General features: G+C 58.0%; 16 protein-coding genes. 10 read left to right on the top strand and 6 right to left on the bottom strand.

Features of this window, described 5'->3' with window-relative positions:
- Positions 1–152 precede the first annotated feature (152 nt).
- The 3 genes from QRN85_RS14710 (at position 153) to QRN85_RS14700 (ending at position 2846) form a co-directional block, all read left to right on the top strand.
- Entirely contained in the window at positions 153–866 is a 714-nt protein-coding gene (locus tag QRN85_RS14710) for an AAA family ATPase (RefSeq protein WP_284759055.1), read from the top strand.
- Positions 867–950: 84 nt separating this feature from the next.
- Positions 951–1571, top strand: coding sequence for a TetR/AcrR family transcriptional regulator (locus QRN85_RS14705; RefSeq protein ID WP_284759054.1), 621 nt, complete (start codon positions 951–953; stop codon positions 1569–1571).
- 45 nt (positions 1572–1616) lie between these two features.
- Positions 1617–2846: an MFS transporter gene (locus tag QRN85_RS14700; RefSeq protein ID WP_112962651.1), complete on the top strand. Its 1230-nt coding sequence runs from the start codon at positions 1617–1619 to the stop codon at positions 2844–2846.
- Between the two features lie 103 nt (positions 2847–2949).
- Here QRN85_RS14700 and QRN85_RS14695 read toward each other — a convergent pair whose 3' ends face one another.
- Both QRN85_RS14695 and QRN85_RS14690 read right to left on the bottom strand, forming a co-directional pair.
- Entirely contained in the window at positions 2950–3582 is a 633-nt protein-coding gene (locus tag QRN85_RS14695) for a histidine phosphatase family protein (RefSeq protein ID WP_284759050.1), read from the bottom strand.
- A gap of 121 nt (positions 3583–3703) precedes the next feature.
- Positions 3704–5125, bottom strand: coding sequence for a L,D-transpeptidase family protein (locus QRN85_RS14690; RefSeq protein WP_284759048.1), 1422 nt, complete (start codon positions 5123–5125; stop codon positions 3704–3706).
- 155 nt (positions 5126–5280) lie between these two features.
- Here QRN85_RS14690 and QRN85_RS14685 point away from each other — a divergent pair, with 155 nt between their 5' ends.
- The 3 genes from QRN85_RS14685 to QRN85_RS14675 all read left to right on the top strand — a co-directional run bounded on the left by QRN85_RS14685 (position 5281) and on the right by QRN85_RS14675 (position 6976).
- Positions 5281–6129: an aldose 1-epimerase family protein gene (locus tag QRN85_RS14685; RefSeq protein WP_284759046.1), complete on the top strand. Its 849-nt coding sequence runs from the start codon at positions 5281–5283 to the stop codon at positions 6127–6129.
- Positions 6130–6250: 121 nt separating this feature from the next.
- Positions 6251–6589, top strand: a complete 339-nt coding sequence (locus QRN85_RS14680; RefSeq protein WP_062585667.1) for a protein tyrosine phosphatase family protein — start codon at positions 6251–6253, stop codon at positions 6587–6589.
- Between the two features lie 45 nt (positions 6590–6634).
- Positions 6635–6976 (top strand): RidA family protein, encoded by a 342-nt coding sequence (locus tag QRN85_RS14675; RefSeq protein WP_062450148.1) that lies wholly within the window; start codon positions 6635–6637, stop codon positions 6974–6976.
- 119 nt (positions 6977–7095) lie between these two features.
- Here QRN85_RS14675 and QRN85_RS14670 read toward each other — a convergent pair whose 3' ends face one another.
- The 4 genes from QRN85_RS14670 to QRN85_RS14655 form a co-directional block, all read right to left on the bottom strand.
- Entirely contained in the window at positions 7096–7845 is a 750-nt protein-coding gene (locus QRN85_RS14670; protein ID WP_113093803.1) for a HugZ family pyridoxamine 5'-phosphate oxidase, read from the bottom strand.
- Positions 7846–7909: 64 nt separating this feature from the next.
- On the bottom strand, positions 7910–9562 hold the full coding sequence (locus tag QRN85_RS14665; protein ID WP_284759041.1) for a thiamine pyrophosphate-binding protein: 1653 nt from the start codon (positions 9560–9562) through the stop codon (positions 7910–7912).
- Positions 9559–10764, bottom strand: a complete 1206-nt coding sequence (gene caiB / locus QRN85_RS14660) for a succinate--glutarate CoA-transferase (RefSeq protein WP_113169163.1) — start codon at positions 10762–10764, stop codon at positions 9559–9561. The genes QRN85_RS14665 and caiB overlap by 4 nt, the downstream gene beginning before the upstream one ends.
- A 92-nt stretch (positions 10765–10856) precedes the next feature.
- Positions 10857–11798 (bottom strand): alpha/beta fold hydrolase, encoded by a 942-nt coding sequence (locus QRN85_RS14655; protein WP_284759038.1) that lies wholly within the window; start codon positions 11796–11798, stop codon positions 10857–10859.
- Positions 11799–11902: 104 nt separating this feature from the next.
- Here QRN85_RS14655 and ettA point away from each other — a divergent pair, with 104 nt between their 5' ends.
- The 4 genes from ettA to metF all read left to right on the top strand — a co-directional run bounded on the left by ettA (position 11903) and on the right by metF (position 18408).
- Positions 11903–13552, top strand: a complete 1650-nt coding sequence (ettA, locus tag QRN85_RS14650; RefSeq protein ID WP_062585297.1) for an energy-dependent translational throttle protein EttA — start codon at positions 11903–11905, stop codon at positions 13550–13552.
- 430 nt (positions 13553–13982) lie between these two features.
- The gene (locus QRN85_RS14645; RefSeq protein ID WP_284759035.1) at positions 13983–16244 is read left to right on the top strand and encodes a methyl-accepting chemotaxis protein; all 2262 of its coding nucleotides are present in this window, start codon (positions 13983–13985) and stop codon (positions 16242–16244) included.
- A gap of 252 nt (positions 16245–16496) precedes the next feature.
- Positions 16497–17510, top strand: coding sequence for an ArsR/SmtB family transcription factor (locus QRN85_RS14640; protein ID WP_284759593.1), 1014 nt, complete (start codon positions 16497–16499; stop codon positions 17508–17510).
- Position 17511: 1 nt separating this feature from the next.
- Positions 17512–18408 carry a methylenetetrahydrofolate reductase [NAD(P)H] gene (gene metF / locus QRN85_RS14635; protein ID WP_113093807.1) on the top strand — a complete coding sequence of 299 codons (897 nt, stop codon included), beginning with the start codon at positions 17512–17514 and terminating at the stop codon, positions 18406–18408.
- Positions 18409–18457 lie beyond the last annotated feature (49 nt).

The raw sequence follows: 18457 nt of genomic DNA, 5'->3' as shown, positions 1-18457 counted from the left end.
CTGGTCCCGCGCGGAAGCGGGGCCACAACCGGCAATAAGTTGCTCCGAATATTCTCAATTCGTTAACCATATTCGTTAACAATGAGGATGCACCATGATAGTCGCGGTGCGTTGAAGAGCGATGAATTCAGGCTCTGCATATGGGGGGCCACATGCCAGTCATTACTTTTGCAAATACCAAGGGCGGTGCGGGAAAAACGACGGCAGTTCTGCTGCTGGCGACCGAGCTTGCCCGGACCGGTCACCGCGTAACAGTGCTGGATGCCGATCCACAATTGTGGATTTCGCGCTGGGCGGACATGTCCGGCCGCGTCCGCAATCTTTCCATCATCTCGAACGTCACCATGGCATCGCTGGAGACCCACATCCGGGAAAACCGATCCGGCACGGACTGTTTTATCATTGACCTGCCCGGTACAAAAAACCCGCTTCTAACGATGGCGCTGGGAATTTCGGACCACGTCATTATCCCGGTGCAGGGCTCCGCCATGGATGCGCGCGGCGCCGCAGAGGTGCTGGAACATATCGAATTTCTGAACGCGAAAATGGGAACGGCTATCGATCATTCCGTTGTTCTGACACGCGTCAATCCCATGGTCAGCACGCGCTCCATGTTGCTCGTAAAAGCCCTGTTGGCTGAAAAGAACGTTCGAGTTCTCAACACACCCATTGCAGAGCGTTCAGCTTTCCGTGACATCTTCAATGCTGGCGGCACCCTTGCCCAGCAGGATTGTCACAAGGTCAGCAATATCGACAAGGCAATGGAAAATGTTCGATGCTTCGCCGATGAGGTGATGCGCCTGATGCCTGCACGCGTCGTACGCTCGGGTAACATCTTTAGAATGTTCAACCGTCGCGCTGCGTAATCTTCCAACGAGAGATGACGCCCGGTCAAAAACCGGGCGTATTTTTCGCTTTATTTGGAAACGAATGTTTTCTATATCGTAGGCATGACACAGAGCCATCCCCACTCCCTGCAATCTCGCCAGCGCGGACGCCCGCGTGAATTCGAAGTTGATGCGGCCATCGACCGGGCAATCGGCGTGTTTGCCGAGCGCGGCTACCACGCGACTTCCGTGGGAGATCTGACGCAGGCGACGGGGCTGACGCAGGGCAGTCTCTACAAGGCCTTCAAGGATAAGAAAGACATCTATATCGCTGCAATTGAGCGCTACAAGCTTGTGCAGACCCGCCGTTTCGAGGCGGCGCTTGCGCCAGCGCCAAACGGCAGCGAGAAGCTGCGGGCAGCACTCGATTTTTATGCGGATGCATCCGCTGGGCAATCGGGTTCGCAGGGTTGCCTGATCGTCGGCGCTGTCGCCGATCTAGCATCTTTGGATGAAGACGTGGCCCGCGTTGTGCGTGGCTCCATGGAAGCGCGCGCGACCATTCTTGCCCGCGTGATCAGGGAAGGGCAGGCGGATGGCAGCGTCAGCACTGACAAGGATGCTGTGACCTTGGCCAAAACCGCGCTTTGTATGCTTTACGGAATTCGCGTCGTTGGCAAGACAGCCCCGACGCGGGAGGAACTGGGTGCCGTGGTCGATATTGCGATGAAGCTTTTCGACTGATTTTTAAGTATTTTGGAAATGAGTATTTCCAATTTGGAGACGAATATGACAGATACGGTGCTTGCCGCTGAGCCGGCGAGGGAAGAAAGCCTTCCTTCTGCAATGATTTTTTTGCTGGCGTCAGCCTGTGGACTGATCGCTGCCAACATCTATTACGCCCAGCCACTTGCGGGGCTGATCGGCGCGGAGCTTGGCTTCTCCCCGGAAACGACGGGCCTGATCGTTACCCTGACGCAGATCGGCTACGGCCTGGGACTGCTTTTCGTGGTTCCTCTTGGCGATCTTGTTGAAAACAGGCGGCTGATCGTCACAACGGTAGCAATGGCGATCCTTGCCCTTCTCGGTGCGGCGCTCGCACCCCATGCCGGATTGTTTCTTGTCGCGGTGTTTCTGGTCGGCATCAGCTCCGTCGCGGTGCAGATGATCGTGCCGATGGCTGCGCATATGACACCAGCCGCCATGCGCGGACGCGTTGTCGGTAGCATCATGAGTGGCTTGATGGTCGGCATCATGCTGGCCCGTCCGGTGTCGAGTGTGCTTTCGGAATTCGTCACCTGGCGCGGTGTCTTCGCAATCTCTGCCGCTGTCATGGCTGTGCTGGCGGTAGTGCTGTACCGATTGATGCCACGCCGCGAACCGGACGCACGGCTTGCCTATTCCGCCCTCCTGCTTTCCATGGGCAAGCTTGCCGCCACCACGCGGTTGCTGCAAAGGCGGGCTCTGTATCAGGCCAGCATGTTTTCAGCCTTCAGCCTGTTCTGGACAGTAACGCCGCTTTATCTCAGCAGCCCGGCTTTCAATCTCTCGCAAACCGAAATCGCGCTCTTTGCGCTCGCCGGTGCTGCCGGTGCCATCGCAGCGCCAATTGCCGGACGGATGGCGGATCGCGGATGGACACGTCCTGCAACCTTCGCTGCGCTGACGGCTGGAGCGGTTTCCTTTCTCTTGACGCATATCGCGTCTGAGGGGTCGCATCTGTCGCTGGCTTTGCTGGTTATCGCGGCCATCGTGCTCGACTTTGCGGTGACGACCAATCTCGTCTTGGGTCAACGCGCCATATTCACGCTGGGTGCGGAGTTTCGAAGCCGCCTCAACGGCATCTTCATGGCAACATTCTTCATGGGTGGTGCCGCCGGTTCGGCGCTGGGTGGCTGGGCGTATGCCCACGGTCATTGGGCCGCAGCGTCCTGGCTCGGTTTTGCCCTTCCTGCGGCAGGTCTCGCCCTCTTCCTGACGGAAAGGCGGGCCGGAAAAGCCAGCATCCGTCTTGGGTAAAACGTCTTCGTCAAAAGCACGGACTGGCGCGCGAGCGCCAGTCCTGGTTTGAGCGCCGGACGCTCTTTACACGCCATCGAAAATATCAGGGTTTCGGTGACGATCAGCGGGTCAGATGGGATGCGTCGGCGAGTCCAATCACCGCCCGGCTCCGGAAAAAGTCGTCTTGACGCAAATGCGTAATGCTTCCCGATTTCGCGGGGAAGCTGACAAAGCCACAGGCTTCAATCGGTATCTTCATCCATGCAGCAATGACCATACTCAGCGTGAAGCCGTGGGTTACAATGATCTGGGTTGCGCAGGGGCGAGACACAATTGCTTCAACGCAGGGGAAGACGCGGGTTGCAACGTCACGACGTGTCTCCGCACCGTCGATCCCGCAATGGTGATCCAGACGGTCATCGTCAGGTGCGGGTACGTAGCGGGCATCAAGCCACTCCTGCGGCTGTCCACCTGCTGCACCATAGCTGATTTCGCGCAAGGCTGGCGTCTCGATGACATCAAAACTCAAGCGCTGCGCAATGGCCTGCGCCGTTTGTGATGCACGGCGAAGGTCGGAGCTGTGGATCTCAACCTCTCGCTCACCCAGCACCTCCGCCAGCCGCTCGGCTGTGGCCTGCGCATCGCGCTTGCCGCGAAGGGTGAGATCGGTGTCGTACCAGCCGCCCACCTTGTTCTCTACGTGGTGGATCGATTCCGTATGGGTGACGACAAAAAGCTCTTTTAAGGTTCCCATCCCGTTTCCTTTCCCGCGAAACAAGCTCTAGACTTAAAAAAGGCTCCATACAGCGACGCGACCGAATTCAACATAGAAAAAGCCCGGCGTTTCCACCGGGCTTTTACAAATTCAAACCTGCTTATTCGGCAAATTCCACGACCACACCGGGCCTTACCATCTTGGCCAGTTCCGTTGCATCCCAGTTGGTCAGTCGGATGCATCCATGGCTGTTGGTCTTGCCGATCTTGGAGGGCTCCGGCGTTCCATGAATGCCGTAGGTTGGCTTCGACAGCGCAATCCAGACAGTGCCAACAGGGCCGTTCGGTCCGGGTGGTATCTGCAGGATTTGCGTGTTTTGCCCCTGCTGGAAATTGATCTTGGGGTTGTACGTATAGCCGGGATTGAGCGCGATACGCTCCACCGTATGCGTGCCGCTAGGCGATGGCGTGTCGGACGAGCCGATGGTCGCGGGATAGGCGGCAATCAGAAGGCCAGCCTGGTCATAGGCAAAGACCTGCTTGATGCCCTTGTGAGCAACGATACGGGCGACCTGTCCCGTCTTGACTTCGCCAGGGCTGACAACCTTGATGATCGTGCCAGGCACGGTGAAATCGACGCCGGGGTTCAGCTCCTTCAGGTATGTTTCATCCATGTGGAACCGCTCAGCCAGAGCTTCCGAGGTCGAGGTGAATGCCAGGGCTGGCAATTGTGCCTTTTCGGCATAATCATCCGGGATGGACGCCACGTAAGGCCCGGCAGCATCCGCTGCGGTGATGGTATAGTCAACGATTGCCATGCCGCCGGTGTTGCGCAGGCGCTCGAGAATATCGTCCGTGTTGTTCGGGTCCAGGCGTTCGCCGGTCATTTCTTGCCAGGCTGCAATCGCCTTGTTGACGTTGTCACCCATCTTGCCGTCGATCACGCCCGGTGAAATGCCCTCGCGATCCAGAAAGACCTGCAAGGCGACGATTTCCTGACGCGACCGGTTGACCGGCGCCGTCACGGGCTGATTGCGTTCGATGAGATGGTCTGGCTGCGGCACGGCAGCAACGCTGCTCTCGCCCGGCATCGGCTGGTTCAGCGGCGCACTTTCGACGGCACCCGGGCGTGCGACCGAGCCGGTATAGACGTCCGGTTCACTGCCATCGCCTCTGAATTCGCGATAATCCTGCACATTACCATCGCCCCTGTAGCCATAATCGCGCTGAGGTTCGCGATACTGGCCGCCGGGTGCTGGCGGGTAGTAGGTTTCGTTCTGATTATAGTAGGGATCGCGATACGGATCCTGCTGCTGCGCCTGACGCCGTGGCGTTGCCCCGCGCGGCATCTCTGTTGCCACCAGATTGCCATAACGATCATAATAAACAGTGCGGCCCATCCGATCGCGGCTGATGACGATGTCACCGCTTTCGGGCATGAATTCAAGAACGCGCCCGTCTGGAGAGACGAGCATTGGCTGTTCACGGTAAACCTGCCCCTGCTGTGCATTGGCTTGAGTTGAAGCCATTAAGGGCGTTGCCGCAACTGCGAGGCAGAACACTGCGTTAATAAAAAGTTTCACGATTCGGCGATCCCATGGGTTCTTGCCCAACACACACACGTTAATCTTGACCCTATTGTGAAAAAGATGAATTCGGGGTTAACGCAATCTTAATTTCCTGACGTCGCGATAGCTTTTGCGTGATCGTTACGTCAACAGGGCAGTGAGGAGTCATCATGCGCGCTTTCCATTCCGGGCTTTCGCCTGTCATCCACCTTGACGAAACATCCGTCCTCGACATCGGCGCATGTGTCGTTGATGGTGTCGATCTTGCTCCCGGTCGCGCCATACCTGACGATGGTGATCCCCGCATCGATCATTCCCTGGAGGGGTTTCTATTTACATGTGGCCCAGACCACATTCGTCATCCCCAACCGATTGCTGGCAATGCCGAGGGCAAGAAATATCCGCTTCACGGTTCTTTCTCATCACATCCGGCAGAGATCATTGATTGGGTTTGCTCTGATGATAATGCGCGCGCAACCGCAAGGGTTCCAGTCACGCTGGCAGATGGGGGCATGGCCCTTCTGGAGCGGGAATGGCGGATCGACGGATCAACGGGAGAAGTGCAACTGCACGACCGGGTGACCAACACCAGCGACCACGCGCAGCCCGTCTTCCACATGTACCACATGAATGTCGGTGCATGGTTGCTCGATGACGGTGTCCGACTTTCCGGTGCGATGTTCCAGGAGGGCGGTTTTGGCTGGCGCTTCGGGGATGAGCCGGGAAGCGTTTTCTGCGTGCAGGCTGTGCAGGAGAATGAAGGCGGGCAGGCATGGGCGGAAATGTCCCTCGGCCCGATTGCTGCTGTGGGCGGAAAGACGCTGAAAGTCGCATTCCGCACCGATACGCTGCCCTTTCTGCAGATGTGGCGAAACCAGCAGGCACCGGCTAACGTGGTGGGGATAGAGCCCGTCTCGCACCGCTGGGTGGACCGCGCCGAGCTTGAGAAATCGGGCGAATTCCACATGCTCCAGCCGGGCGAAAGCCGGACCTATGCGCTGCGCTTTCGCTTTGTCTGAAACGGCAGCAAATTGGAAAGCCGTATCATTGACGCACCGGGTTTAACCCCTTACACCGGTTTCGGATTTAAGCACGGCACAGCTTTCAAGGGCTATATGTGTCGTGAACGGAGGGTATAAGATGGATATCAGGCGTATCGACGACGAATATTCCGTAACCGGCCAGATCAGCGTTGCCGACCTCGATGAGATCAAGGCGATGGGCTTCAAATCCGTTGTTTGCCACCGTCCGGATGGTGAAGAGGACGGCCAGCCGCTGTTTGCAGACATTGCCGAACGCGCGCAGGAACTGGGCATCGCCGTTGCGCATGTGCCGGTTGGCCGGTTTGGCGTGGATGCTGATGCCGTCACCGGCATGGTGGATGCGCTGGACGAATTGCAGCGACCGATGCTAGGCTATTGCCGCTCCGGCGCGCGCTCCACAGCCATTTACGAAAAGACCCACCACCTTCGCGGCTGAAGGTGGGCGTACTACCAAATTCTACGTCATGAACAGGAGTTTAGCATGAGCATCAAGCGTATCGAACCCGGCAAGCGCATGAGCGGCGCAGTCGTTCACGGCAACACCGTTTACCTCGCTGGCCAGGTTGGCGAAGGAACATCGGTAACCGAACAGAGCAAGTCTGCGCTGGCTGAAGTCGATCGCCTTCTGGCTCTGGCTGGATCAGACAAGTCCAAGGTGCTCCAGACCATCATCTACCTCTCCGACATGTCCACATTCGGCGAAATGAATGCCGTATGGGAAGGCTGGATCGATCCTGCCAACCCGCCAGCCCGCGCCACCAGCGAAGCAGCACTTGCTACGCCGGATTACAAGGTCGAGTTCATTGTGACAGCCGCTATCTGAGTGGTTTCTATCGTGATGAGAAAGCCGGTCCTTTTGGGCCGGCTTTTTTGTTTTGTGTTGATGTTGCTGGGGGGAGCCACGCCCACAAACCTTTCTTCATTTTCAATCCCTTGGCGCCCTCAGCTCGAAAGCTGATTCAACGCCTTGCCAAACTGATTCATATCAACCACGCGCTCATCGAACCACAGCCGCGCAAGATCGCTGGCCGAGGTCAGGTTGATACCGTCGGGGTCTATGGACGTGATTTTCCAAGCGCCGGATTTTTTGCCTGTGAGGGCAGCGAGACGGGAGGCTTCGCCCTTGATGGCGTTGAGGCGGGTGATTTCGCGTTCTGCCGCTGCCATCAATTCTTCTGCGCCTGATAGATCGGTGCGCAGATCAGCCGGCGTAATGTTGCTGGCGTTGCGGGCGGGGCCGCCATTGATCTGCACGCCTTCTACCTTGAGGCGGTAAAGTTGTGTATCGGGCAAAGAGAGGTAGAGCTTGGCCTTGGGATAGCGGGCGATATAGCGCGCCTTGGCAAGCGGCACGTCTTCAGCGCCCATCAATTCGGCTGTTCCCACAAGCGTCAGTCTCGGCAGCGTCAGGGCGTCTCCCTTGGTGAAAGCGGCCAGAACGAGCGAGATGCGCGGATCCGCCTCGATGTTGCGGGCATGGAGTGCCAAGCGCGCGGTGAAGAAGAAGGGTGTTCCATCCGGCTCGATGGCGATGTTTGTGGCTGTGTTATACGGATAGCCGCTCTCAGGATCGAGCGTGGCAAGGCCAGCGACGCGGCAGGTGTGCAGCACATCGCGGGCCACGCGGATAGCCTCGAAGGGCGCACCGGCGGAAGGTTCAATTTTTGCGCCGCGTGGGGTGATTGCTGCCATGATGCTCTCCGTCTTCTAGCCAGAACGGTTTACATCATGGCAGAGCAATTTCCATTGGCAGATATCAGTTGCCTTCACGAATTTGCGTCAGCGTGCGGGCAGGGGTGATGGCTTCTGGGTCGAGCTTGATCTCGATGATCGCAGGCTTGCCACTGGCGCGGGCGCGCTCATAGGCCGGGCCGAAATCGTCCGTCTTCTCCACAATCTCGCCGTGGCCGCCATAGGCCTTGGCGAAGGCCACGAAGTCCGGATTGACGAGATCCGTGCCGCTGACGCGACCGGGATATTCCCGCTCCTGATGCATGCGGATGGTGCCATAGGTGCCGTTATTGACGAGAACGGTGATGATGGGCAGGCCGTAACGCACAGCGGTGATGAATTCCTGACCATGCATCATGAAGCAGCCATCGCCCGCAAAGCAGACCACTTCGCGTTCCGGGAACAGATGTTTGGCGGCGACTGCGGCTGGCAGGCCATATCCCATGGAGCCGGATGTGGGGGCCGACTGCGTGTTGAAGCGGCGGAAGCGGTGGAAGCGGTGCACCCAGGTTGCGTAATTGCCCGCGCCATTGGTGAAGATCGTATCCTCAGGCACGTTGGCTTCGATCCAGTCCATGATCGGTCCCATCTGCACCGGGCCGGGGCCGGTCTTTGGCGGGGTGGACCATGTGCGATAGGTCGCGTGCATTGCGGCTGTGCGCTCTGCCCAGGCGGGGTTTTCAGGCGCTTCGAGCATCGAGAGTGCTTCGACGAATTCGCCGGGGGCGGCGCAAATGGCAAGGTCTGGCCGGTAGACGCGGCCAAGCTCTTCAGCCTGCGGGAAGACATGCACCAGCGTCTGCGACGGGTAGGGAATGTCGAGCAGCGTATAGCCGGATGAGGGCATTTCAGAAAGGCGGCCACCGAGCAGAATGATGAGGTCCGACTGCTTGATTTCTTTTGAGAGCGCCGGATTGATGCCGATGCCGACATCGCCCGCATAGGACGGGCTCAGGTGGTCAAACAGCATCTGGCGGCGGAAGGAGCAGCCGACCGGCAGCTTGAAGCGTTCCGCAAAGGTCTTGAACTGGGCGACGGATTCTTCGCTCCAGCGCGTGCCACCGAGGATGACCATGGGGCGCTGAGCCGCCGCCAGCAGTTCGGCGAAGTTCGCCATCTGCTGCGGGCCGGGGTGGTTTTCGACGGGCGTGTATGGTTTGGCCGAGGGTGCATCGACCAACTCGACCAGCATGTCCTCGGGCAGGCTGAGTACCACGGGGCCGGGGCGGCCTGAGGTGGCGACGGCGAAGGCGCGGGTTACGAATTCGGGAATGCGGCGGGCATCATCGATTTCACCGACCCATTTGGCAAACTCGGTAAAGGCGCGGCGATATTCAACTTCCTGAAAGGCTTCGCGCTCACGCGCATCGCGCTGGACCTGACCGATGAACAGGATCATCGGTATGGAATCCTGCATGGCGATGTGCAGACCGGCAGAGGCATTGGTGGCGCCGGGGCCGCGTGTGACCATGCAGATGCCGGGTTCGCCCGTCAGCCGTCCCCAGGTGTCTGCCATCATGGCAGCGCCGCCTTCCTGGCGGCAGACCACGGTTTCGATGCCGCTTTCGTAAAGCGCATCCAGCACGGCCAGATAGCTTTCGCCCGGGACGCAGGCCACGCGGGAAACGCCATTGGCTTTCAGGGCTTCGACAATCAGTTGTCCACCGGTTCTCTTCATGGCGTCAGGTTCCTTTCAATCTCGATCAACTCGGCCAGCACTTCCTGCTGATGCTCGCCAAGGCGAGGGCTCGGGCGGTTATAATGTAATGGCGTTTCGGACAGCACGATCGGCGTCCGCACGCCGGGAATGACGGTACCGTCGGCGGCCTCAAGATCAACCCGCAGGCCGCGCGCCTCAACTTGCGGATCGGCAAACATTTCCTCGATGGAATTGATCGGCCCGGCGGGCACGGCATTGCTTTCACAGGCGGTCAACAGATCGCGCTTCAGCCATTTCAGCGTCTCGGTGGAAACGAGCTGCCGGACCTCGACCTTGTGGGCGACGCGGGCCTTATTGGTCGAATATCTCTCGTCATCGGCAACCGTTTCGATGCCGAGGATCTTGCAGAGTCGGCGGAATTGCCCGTCATTGCCAACGGCCAGAATGAGGAAGCCATCGGCGGTGGGCACCACCTCGTAAGGTGAAATATTGGGGTGGGCATTGCCCAGCCGCACCGGCGCCTTGCCCGAAATGAGGTAATTCATGTTCTGGTTGGCCAGCACTGCCGATTGCACGTCCAGAAGCGCCATATCCACATGCTGGCCCTGACCCGTTCGCATGGCATGGATGAGGGCGGCCTGAATGGCTGTTACGGAATAGATGCCGGTGAAGATATCGGCCACCGCCACGCCCGCCTTCATCGGCTGGCCATCCGGCTCACCGGTGATGGACATGAAGCCCGACATGCCCTGCACGATGTAATCATAACCGGCGAAATCGGCATAAGGCCCGGTTTGGCCAAAGCCGGTAATCGAGCAATAGATGAGCTTGGGGTTCAGCGCCCTGAGCGACTGATAATCCAGCCCGTATTTCTCCAGCCCGCCACGCTTGAAGTTCTCGATGACAACATCGGCGGTCTTGACCAGACGACGCACGGTTTCGCGGCCTTCGTCCGTTTTCAGATCGACGGTGATGGAGCGTTTGCCACGGTTGGTGGAGTGGTAATAGGCGGCGGACAAGTTGTCGCCATCCTTGCTCTCCACAAAGGGAGGCCCCCATGCGCGCGTATCGTCTCCGCCATCAGGGCTTTCCACCTTGATGACGTCCGCCCCCATATCCGCCAGCATCTGGCCTGCCCAAGGACCTGCCAATACGCGGGCAAGCTCAATCACACGAATGCCTGCAAGCGGCGGCTGTTTTTTGCTGGAAATCTCTGCCATGTCTTTCTCACATTTTCAGAAATCTATAGCGGGGCTAACTTCTGCGTGCATGTGAAATAATCTCATGGCCTTATTCCGTTTTGGAACTTCGTTCAGCTCTCCGTCTCTGTCACCTTCCGCGTCCACTCTGCAAAGTCCGCAGCCGGGACTTCCCAGCCGATTTCGTTCAGAGTTTCGTGGCGCATTCCGGGGTAAATGCGGTCTGTGACGTCAGTGTAGCCTGCGGAGCGGAACTGTTGCGCTAGCCAGCGGATTTCGCGGCCATTGTTTGTTGCGGGGTCTTCATCTCCGCTGACGAGCAGGAGCGGCAGGTGCCGTGGGAGCCGGGCCAGAAGTTTGGGCCCGCGATAGGACATATCAAACACATCCTGCCACAGCGAGACGCTGGCTTCGAACTGGCACAGCGGATCCTCGACATAGGCATCGACGGCGGCCTTGTCGTGGCTTAGCCAATCGGCAGAGGTGCGTTTTTCCGGCATCTTGCTGTTCCAGATGCGGAAGGTGGCTTTGGGAAGAATGCCGCTCGGTACGTCCGAACCTTTCAGCATCTTTTCGATCCTCAAAATGACTTGCGCCACTCGCCCCATGAAGCCGGTGTTGAGATTGGAGTTCCAGATTGAAAGACCGTCAAATGCGTCGGGGTGGCTAACCGCTGTGTTGAGAGCGATAAGCCCGCCCATGGAGTGACCAAAGAGAATGATGGGCAGGCCCGGGTGACGCTCTGCCGCCATGTGCCGCATGGCCATCACATCTGCCATCACCTTCGAGGCCCCATCCTTCCATGCAAACCGCCCCAAAGGGGCATCATCTGCCCGGGTGCGGCCATGGCCGCGATGGTCATGCGCATAGACCTCGAAACCCTGTTGCGCCATCACCTGCGCAAAGCGACGATAACGACCCGCATGTTCGACAAGACCGTGGCAGATCATAAGGACGCCGCGTTGCGTTCCTTTCGCGGCTTCATGCCGATAGGCGAGAGAGGCGCCTGTCGGGCTTTCGAGCCGGTTGATCGCACTAAACATGATATCGTCCATCGGTGTCTCCGGTGCTTGCTTATTCTTGGTTGGAGGTTGCTCCAAAGCCTCATTTACCCTACATAGCGGCAACTTTCCCAAACTGACGTGGAGCATTCGCTACAATGGCACGCCAATTCATCTATCACATGTCGGGGCTGAACAAGTCTTACGGCGCCAAGAAGATACTCGAGAACGTAAGCCTGTCCTTCTACCCAGATGCCAAGATCGGTATTCTCGGTCCAAACGGTGCCGGTAAGTCCACCGTGCTGCGCATTATTGCCGGTCAGGACAAGGAGTTCTCCGGTGAGGCGTGGCTGGCCGAAGGCGCCACCGTTGGCTATCTGGAGCAGGAGCCGCATCTTGATCCCGCCAAGAACGCTTTCGAGAACGTCATGGAAGGCGTTGCCGACAAGCAGGCAGTCCTCGACCGCTATAACGAATTGATGATGAACTACTCCGACGAGACCGCCGACGAAGGCGCGAAGCTTCAGGACATCATCGACAGCCAGAACCTGTGGGATCTGGAGCAGCAGGTCGAAATGGCGATGGAAGCACTTCGCTGCCCGCCGAAGGATTCCGACGTAACCGTCTTGTCGGGTGGTGAGCGCCGCCGTATTGCGCTGTGCCGTCTTCTGCTGTCGCAGCCCGATCTTTTGCTGCTCGACGAACCGACCAACCATCTTGACGCCGAAACCATCGCATGGCTTGAAAAGCACCTGCGCGATTACCCCGGCGCCGTGATGATGATTACCCACGATAGATACTTCCTGGACAACGTGACCGGCTGGATTCTCGAACTCGACCGTGGCCGTGGCATTCCTTACGAAGGCAACTATTCTGCTTACCTGACGGCCAAGGCCAAGCGTATGCAGCAGGAAGCCCGCGAAGAAGCCGGTCGCCAGAAGTCCCTGTCTCGCGAGCAGGAATGGATTGCCTCCAGCCCCAAGGCCCGTCAGGCGAAATCGAAGGCCCGTATCAAGGCCTACGAACAGCTAGTGGATGCCGCTGAAAACATCCGTCCCGGCGATGCGCAGATCATCATTCCGGTCTCCGAGCGTCTGGGTCAGGTCGTTATCGAGCTGGAAGGAATCACAAAGGGCTTCGAAGGTCGCACCCTCATCAACGATCTGTCGATCAAGCTGCCACCAGGCGGTATTGTCGGCATCATCGGTCCGAACGGTGCGGGCAAGTCCACGCTGTTCAAGATGATTACCGGTCAGGAAAAGCCGGATGCGGGCTCCATCCGTGTCGGCGATACGGTCCACCTCGGTTACGTCGACCAGAGCCGCGATGCACTGGATGGCAACAAGACCGTTTGGGAAGAAATCTCCGGCGGCGCTGAAATCATCAAGCTCGGCAAGTTCGACATGAACTCGCGCGCCTATTGCGGTGCCTTCAACTTCAAGGGTGGCGACCAGCAGCAGAAGGTTGGTAACCTCTCAGGCGGTCAGCGTAACCGCGTGCATCTGGCAAAGATGCTGAAGGCGGGCGGCAACGTTCTGCTCCTCGACGAACCGACCAACGACCTTGATACCGAAACGCTCGGCGCGCTGGAAACGGCGCTCGAAAACTTTGCTGGCTGCGCGATCATCATCAGCCACGATCGCATGTTCCTTGACCGTCTTGCCACGCATATCCTTGCCTTTGAGGGTGATGGCCATGTGGAGTGGTTCGAAGGAAACTTCGAAGATTACGAACAGGACAAGATCCGCCGCCTCGGCGCCGATGCCCTCAACCCGGGCAGCCAGGCATATAAGCGCCTGACACGCTAATCTGCCGGGAATAACTGCAATCAAGAAGCCGCTGCATCAAATTGATGCGGCGGCTTTTCTTTTGCGCAGGATTATACTGATTGATAATTATCAATAATCGGAACTCTGGAGTAATGCGGTAAATCTATCGAAGCAATGGGCGGCGGGCGCGGGGCGAGATCGACAATTCGACAGTCTCTTCTAGCCGCATGGACGAGATTGGCGAGATAGAGTAAGCGTCCTAAATCTTCCGCGCTTGTGTAGTTTTGAGATAAAGCAATCTCTTTGTTTACTATTTCATGGTTATTTAAATTCGATTTCGAGCCTTTCTTTCAGAGGGTGTAGGGTGGGCAAGAGTATCTGGATTCTGTTGTAAAAAATTCATTTTTACTTGTAATTCCATGCGTTTGGTGCAGTCCAAACGTCATGACGACATTCATCGGGGGGATCGATGTCAAAATTTTTCAGCAGTATTTCTTTTCGCGCCTTGTTGAGCGTGCTGGTCATCGTTCCACTGCTTGCGGCTGTTCTGTTCGGAGCAATGCTGAGCTGGAACGCATATTCCAGCTACATTTTGACCGCGAATGCCGTGACACTGGAGCGGCTGGCGCGTTCTGGCGGAGAGTTGCAGCTGGCGATGCCGCTGGAGGGCGCGGCCCCGCCCGAGCGCCGTCCAGCGATGCGACAAGCCTCCAACGAGGCCTATCGGACCGTCGTTGATGCCTATCAGGCGACAGTTGAGGCCGGTTATAACGATGCCACACTCGCGCAAATCAAGGCGGCACTGGATGAGCGTTTTGCTCGTCTTTCTGAATTCCGCGCGAAGGTCGATGCCGGGGAAAGTGATCCCATGCTGCCTCTGAAATATCTTCAACCGATGTCTGCGGCAGGACTGGACATCGCCGGACGCGCGGCCAACCTCGTGGCCGATCTGGAGCTGGCGCGTGGCATTCAGGGTTATTACGCATTCCTGCAGGTCAATGATGGACACCTGGTCGCCAATCGTATTGGTCAGCAATATTGGAAGAAGGGAACGCTCACACATGATGAAGTGATGCGTTATGCCAACAGCATGGCGCCCGCCCGTCAGCAAAGCAAAATTCTACGCGAGCTCAACCCGCCATCGATTGTCAGCCTCTATGATGCGTTCTGGCAGGGGCCTGAGGGCCTCCATATTCAGAAGAGCTTTAGCGCGATGGATGCGAACGTGACCACGACCGTGGCGCCGGGTGACCTGGATGCGTGGAGCGCGGCGATGGTCAAACGCCGCGACTATGTCGGTGGATTGTTGCGAGATACGGCCGAAAATCTGAAAATGATGGCTCAAAAGAAGCTGGATGCTGCCTGGCGGCAATTGACGTTACTGCTTATTTTGCTCGGCCTGTTTGCCGCTTTCGCAATCGTGGTTTCTGTTTCCGTAGCGCGCACTCTTTCCTCTGCGATCCGGTCGATTTCGCTGCGAATGACGAGCCTTGCGGAGGGTGATCGTGAGAGCGCCATTCCCTATACGGAGCGCCGGGACGAGATTGGCAACATGGCGCAGTCTGTCGAGATCTTCCGTCAGGCTGCCGTGCGCAACGCTCAGCTTGAGGCGGAGAGCGGTGAGGCGCGCATTCGTGCAGAAGCCGAGCGGGTGGAAATGCAGAAGCGCGCGGAAGCGGAAGCCGAAGCGCGGCTTGACGAGACGACCCGTACCTTCGCAGCTAATCTTCGTCGGCTCGATGCAGGTGACATGCTGTGCGAGATCGAAATGCCGATGACGGCGCAGTTCGAGGCGCTTCGCTCAGACTTCAACACCTCCGTGCGCCAGCTGCGTGAAACATTGCTGAGTGTGGACCGTTCCGTTTCGACGGTGGCTAGCGGATCTCATGAGATTTCGAGTGCCTCCGACAACTTGGCCAAGCGCACAGAGCAGCAGGCGGCTTCTTTGGAACAGACCGCGGCTGCTTTGGAGGAGATCACGTCGAACGTCGTCGCTACTTCGAAGCGCACCGCCGAAGCGCGCGACATCGTGCGTGATGCGCGGTCACGGGCTGACCAATCCGGTGTGGTGGTTCGCAATGCGGTCGCCGCAATGGAGCGTATCGAGGGTGCTTCACGACAGATCACACAGATCATCTCCGTCATTGATGAGATTGCTTTCCAGACGAACCTTCTTGCATTGAACGCCGGCGTTGAAGCGGCCCGTGCGGGGGAAGCGGGCAAGGGCTTTGCGGTTGTTGCGCAGGAGGTGCGTGAGCTGGCGCAGCGTTCAGCCAATGCGGCCAAGGAGATCAAGGCGCTGATCAGCAATTCGGAGGCAGCAGTTTCCGAAGGCGTGAAGCTGGTGGACGAAACAGGCGAGGGGCTTACGGAAATCGAGAAACTGGTGCAGATCGTCAATTCGCACATGGACGCTATCGCCACGGCTGCGCAGGAGCAGTCTTCCGGTCTCGCGGAGGTGAATACGGCGGTGAACCACATGGACCAGGCCACACAACAGAATGCCGCCATGGTGGAGGAAATGAACGCCGCAGGTGCTTCGCTTGCCCAGGAGAGCGCTGGACTCAACGCGGTTCTGTCGCATTTCCAGCTTGGTAGCTCGAAGGGGAGCATAGCGGAAACCAACCGCCCGGTACCCCATCATTCGTCTTCCGGTCCAGCAAGGCGTGCAGCTCCGGTGGCGCGCGGCAACGCGGCCGTGGCCGTCTCGGCGGATTGGCAGGAGTTCTAGGTCGTATCCGCTCATTTGGCGGGTTCTGGCCCTTGGCAAGCAGATTGTCCGACGCAGCGGTCATCACGTCGCGTCGGATAGTGTACGTCATCGCACATAATTGCCGTAGACAAGGGTCCTTCTTGCTGCACTTTGGCTCATATTGAGAAATCCAGGTGTTGTTTTTCTTTCAACATCTCCGTAGCCCATCTTGCATATCCAGCTCAATCGTATAAAGATATCTTTATATGTTGATTGGATTGAGGTGTGGTGTTGACTCTAGGGCTCGATAATCTTGTGGGGCTGTTGAAAGCGGCGGGTGAGCCGACGAGGTTCCGTCTGCTTGCTCTTTTGTCTGCGGGTGACCTGACGGTGACAGATCTCACCGAAATTCTCGGCCAGTCTCAACCTCGCATTTCCCGCCATTTGAAACTTCTGGCCGAGGAAGACCTGATCGATCGATATCAGGAAGGCGCATGGGCGTACTTCCGTTTGAAGCAGGATGGCAAGGGCGCAGAGGTCATAAAACAGCTTCTCTCCGTGGCGTCTTCGACAGATGCCGTCTTACTGCGTGACTATGAACGCCTGTCTGGCGTCAAGCGTGTGCGTGCTGAGCGCGCACAGGACTATTTCAGCCGCAACGCCTCTGCCTGGGATGAACTTCGCCGTCTGCATGTCAGCGATGATGCCGTCGAAGGTGCGTTGTTGAAGCTTATCGGCACCACGCCGGTGGATTCGATGCTGGATCTTGGAACGGGAACGGGCCGAATTCTTCAGTTGCTGAGCGGCATCTATCGCCGTGCCATCGGCGTCGATGCCAGCCGTGACATGCTTGCCGTCGCGCGTGCCAATCTGGACAAGGCTGGCGTTGCCCACGCATCCGTGCGCCATGGCGATATCCTGAACCTGCCTCTGGAAGGGCAGGATTTCGATCTGGTGGTCGTCCATCAGGTTCTGCATTTCCTTGACCAGCCGGAGATGGCTCTTGCCGAGGCTGCGCGCATGTTGCGCCCCAATGGCCGTCTTGTGGTGATCGATCTCGCGCCACATTCGCTTGAATATCTGCGCGAGGAGCACGCCCATGTTCGATTGGGCTTTTCGCATCAAACCATGGAAGAGTGGCTGAAAAAGGCAGGACTCAATCCGGAACAGGCAGTCGATCTGCACTCCGGCAACGCATCCGCCCAGTCGCTTGACGTAACAATTTGGGTCGCACGCGATCCACGCCTGCTGATCGCCGGCGAGGAGCCGATCGAGGCACCGCTTCTATCCGCTGGGAGGGCATAATATGACGACAACAGAGGCAGGCCATCACACAACAGGAAACTTCAAGCTTTCCTTTGAGTTCTTTCCGCCCAAGAATCCTGACATGGACGTCCAGCTCTGGGAAACCGTCGAGGAACTCTCGCGCTGGAATCCGGATTTCGTTTCCGTGACCTATGGCGCAGGCGGAACGACCAAGGCGCCTACCTTGCAGGCCGTTGAGCGCATGATTTCCGTGGCGCAACTGCCGACCGCATCGCACCTGACCTGCGTTGATGCCAGCAAGCAGGAAGTGCACGATGTGGTGCGCGAGTTGCGCGAGGCGGGTGTAAAGCACTTCGTGGCACTAAGAGGCGATCCTTCGACTGGTATTGGCACGGATTACAAGCCACACCCCGAAGGCTATGAAAATGCTGCTGCCCTCGTGCGTGGACTACGCGAAATCGCGGACTTCGAAATTTCCGTATCCGCCTATCCCGAAAAACACCCGCAAAGCGAAAGCCTTGCCGTCGATATTGATATGCTCAAGCGCAAGGCGGACAATGGCGCCACTCGCGCCTTGACGCAGTTCTTTTTCGACAACGATATTTTCGAACGCTACATGGAGCGCGTCACCAGGGCAGGGATTACAATCCCCGTGGTGCCCGGCATCATGCCGATCCAGAACCTTACGCAGTTGAAGCGTTTTGCAGGGCGCTGCGGCACAAGCATTCCGGCGTTCCTGGATGAGCGTTTCGCTGGCGCGGATGAAGATCCCGTCGCGCGTGCGAGGATTGCTGCAGATGTCGCAGCAGAGCAGATTGCCGATCTGCAGAAACGTGGGGTCAATGAATTTCACCTGTATACGATGAACCGCTCTGCGCTCGTCAACGCCGTGCTGGAAAATGTTGGTTACAGGCCGGCGCGCAAATCGGCTGCTTGAAGCTGACGATCGCTGGCATATGAGAATGGAAAAAGCGCAGGTTGCGAGA

This window comes from Agrobacterium sp. fls2-241-TYG-188a (assembly GCF_030209845.1).
Note: the sequence above shows the minus strand (reverse complement) of the source record. Positions and strands in the feature narration are given on the sequence as shown.